General features: G+C 69.8%; 4 protein-coding genes and 1 pseudogene. 4 read left to right on the top strand and 1 reads right to left on the bottom strand.

The genetic code is table 11. The features are described 5' to 3' along the window. Positions 1-60 precede the first annotated feature (60 nt). From ACTIE9_RS13360 to ACTIE9_RS13345, 4 genes are all read left to right on the top strand, one after another. Positions 61-531: an Lrp/AsnC family transcriptional regulator gene (locus ACTIE9_RS13360; protein WP_439566056.1), complete on the top strand. Its 471-nt coding sequence runs from the start codon at positions 61-63 to the stop codon at positions 529-531. A 53-nt stretch (positions 532-584) separates the two neighbouring features. After that, entirely contained in the window at positions 585-917 is a 333-nt protein-coding gene (locus ACTIE9_RS13355; protein ID WP_439566055.1) for a ribonuclease E inhibitor RraB, read from the top strand. Positions 918-1,144: 227 nt separating this feature from the next. After that, the gene (locus tag ACTIE9_RS13350) at positions 1,145-1,282 is read left to right on the top strand and encodes a hypothetical protein (RefSeq protein ID WP_439566054.1); all 138 of its coding nucleotides are present in this window, start codon (positions 1,145-1,147) and stop codon (positions 1,280-1,282) included. Further along, positions 1,279-1,494 (top strand): hypothetical protein, encoded by a 216-nt coding sequence (locus ACTIE9_RS13345; protein WP_439566053.1) that lies wholly within the window; start codon positions 1,279-1,281, stop codon positions 1,492-1,494. Before ACTIE9_RS13350 ends, ACTIE9_RS13345 begins: the two co-directional genes overlap by 4 nt. Before the next feature lie 6 nt (positions 1,495-1,500). Here ACTIE9_RS13345 and ACTIE9_RS13340 read toward each other — a convergent pair. Further along, positions 1,501-1,942, bottom strand: a pseudogene (locus tag ACTIE9_RS13340) (hydrolase); the annotation flags it as partial.

Below are 1,942 nucleotides of genomic sequence, written 5' to 3'. Positions count from 1 at the left end.
CAAGATCAGCGTCGAGAACTGGTCGATTCGACCACACTTCGGCGTAGAGTGGCGCGCATCATGGTCAGATCAGCCACCATCCTCGACGCCACGACGCGGCGCATCGTGCTCGCCCTCGACGCCGACCCGCGGGCGACCGTCGGCGGGCTCGCCGAGTCGCTGCGGCTCGCGCGCGGCACCGTGCAGAGCCGCATCGCGCAGCTCTTCGACGGCAGAACCCTGCGACCGCAGAGCGTGACGGTGCCGCCCGAAGCGCTCGGGTACAGCATCCGGGCCATCGTGACGGCCGAGGTCGATCAAGACCGCTTCGACGAGGCGATGGTCGCGCTGCGCGAGATTCCGACGATCGTCGAGTGCGTCGCCACCTCGGGCCAGAACGACCTGCTGTGCCAGGTGGTCGCACGCGACACTGACGACCTCTACGCGGTGGGCCAGCGCATCCTGCGCTGCCCCGGCATCCGCCGCACGGCGACGTCGATCGTGCTGAAAGAGCTGATCGCCTACCGCACCACCCCGCTGCTCGAGGGGTAGCCCGACGCGCGCCCGATGTGCGTTCTATAGGAAAGCCGTCTAGCATCTCGCAGGTGGGTGATATCCAGTCGCACCTGACCTGCAACGTCGAGCAGTTCAGTCAGCGCATCAAGATGCGCGACAACGTCGATGAACCGCGCGAGGTCGAGCACTTCGCCAACTTCGCCGGCATCAAAGACGCCCGCGCCGCCGGCGCCGCCCTCGAGAAGCTCGGCTACGGCGTCACGGTGACCCGGCGCATGCTGTTCCGCGGCACGCTGCGCGCCGCGAAGGTCGCCACGGTCGACGTCGAGACGGCCGACCGCATGGTCGAAGAGGTCTTCGCCGTCATCGCCGCCCACCACGGCGACTACGACGGCTGGGGCGCCCCGGTCATCCAGGGCTGACGCGGCTCACGCCCGCGCGTCATCGCTGCAGGCTCGTCCGTTTCCCTCTCGGACTCCCGCGTGCCGGTCTGCTGTCTTCCATCTCCGCGCCTTCCACAACTTCGGAAGGAGAAACGGCGCTCCCACTCCGAAGTTGTGGAAGCCTGACGGGCGCGGGAGGGACAGACCGAGGGCCGGGCATCGATCGTCTGTGCGACCGCGCTGGAGGCAGAATGGCGAAGCGGGGATTGACCGCGATGAAGGCCATGGTCATCGGGGCGCTCACCGGATGCGTCGCGGTCGATGCGCCCGTGACCACGGCGACGCCTCCCGACGGCGTCCAGGTGAGCGCTCCGGTTGCCGGCGAGGTGAACCCCCGCGCGTGACCGTCTCACCGACCGACATTGCCAATGCCTTCACTGTGAGCCCTCTGCAAACGGGTGCGGCAGGCTGCCCGGGCAATGACCAGGTCGAGTACGTGGTGGAACTGCCGGAGCCGCTCGGCGATCGCCGCCTCATCGATGAGGCGTGTGTATCCACGGAAGCGGCGAACACCGTGTATTGCGAGATAAGCGCGCGATTCGCTCCGGAAAGGTGACGGGCCTCAGCCGCCGGCACCCTCGAGGTCGCCGACGCCCAGCGACACCGCGCCGACGAGATCGGTCACAGCGGCCGGGCGCGCGGGCATCCAGGTCACCCGCTTCTTCCAGCGGCCGCGGCCGAAGCCGCCGACGAGGGCGCGCAGCACGGCCGTCTCGTCGAGGCCGGCCTCGGCGAGCGCCGCGAGCTCGGCGGGGTTGAGCCCGAGCGGTTGCTCGCCGTTGCCGAGATCGCTGCCGTAGAGCAGTTCTCCGCCGGCGGCCCGGAAGGCCCGCACGTTGGCGACCGCGGTCGCCCGCTCAGCCGACTCGTGGATCGCGAGCGTCGAGACCCAGCGCTGCCCCTGGCTCACGGCCTGCTCAATGACCGCCGACGGCAGCACCTCGCTGAACGGCGCGTGGGCGAGCACGTCGACCTCGGCGCCGATCGCGCGCGCCGCCTGCCCC

Origin of the sequence: Microcella sp., assembly GCF_051860105.1 — a bacterium.
Lineage (GTDB): Bacteria > Actinomycetota > Actinomycetes > Actinomycetales > Microbacteriaceae > Microcella.
The sequence above is the reverse complement of the archived record's forward strand: the minus strand, read 5'-3'. Positions and strand labels throughout refer to the sequence as shown.

Bases quoted from the DNA above. Each gene is read 5' to 3' on its own strand.
- ACTIE9_RS13360 (WP_439566056.1), top strand. From the start codon at position 61: ATGGTCAGATCAGCCACCATCCTCGACGCCACGACGCGGCGCATCGTG.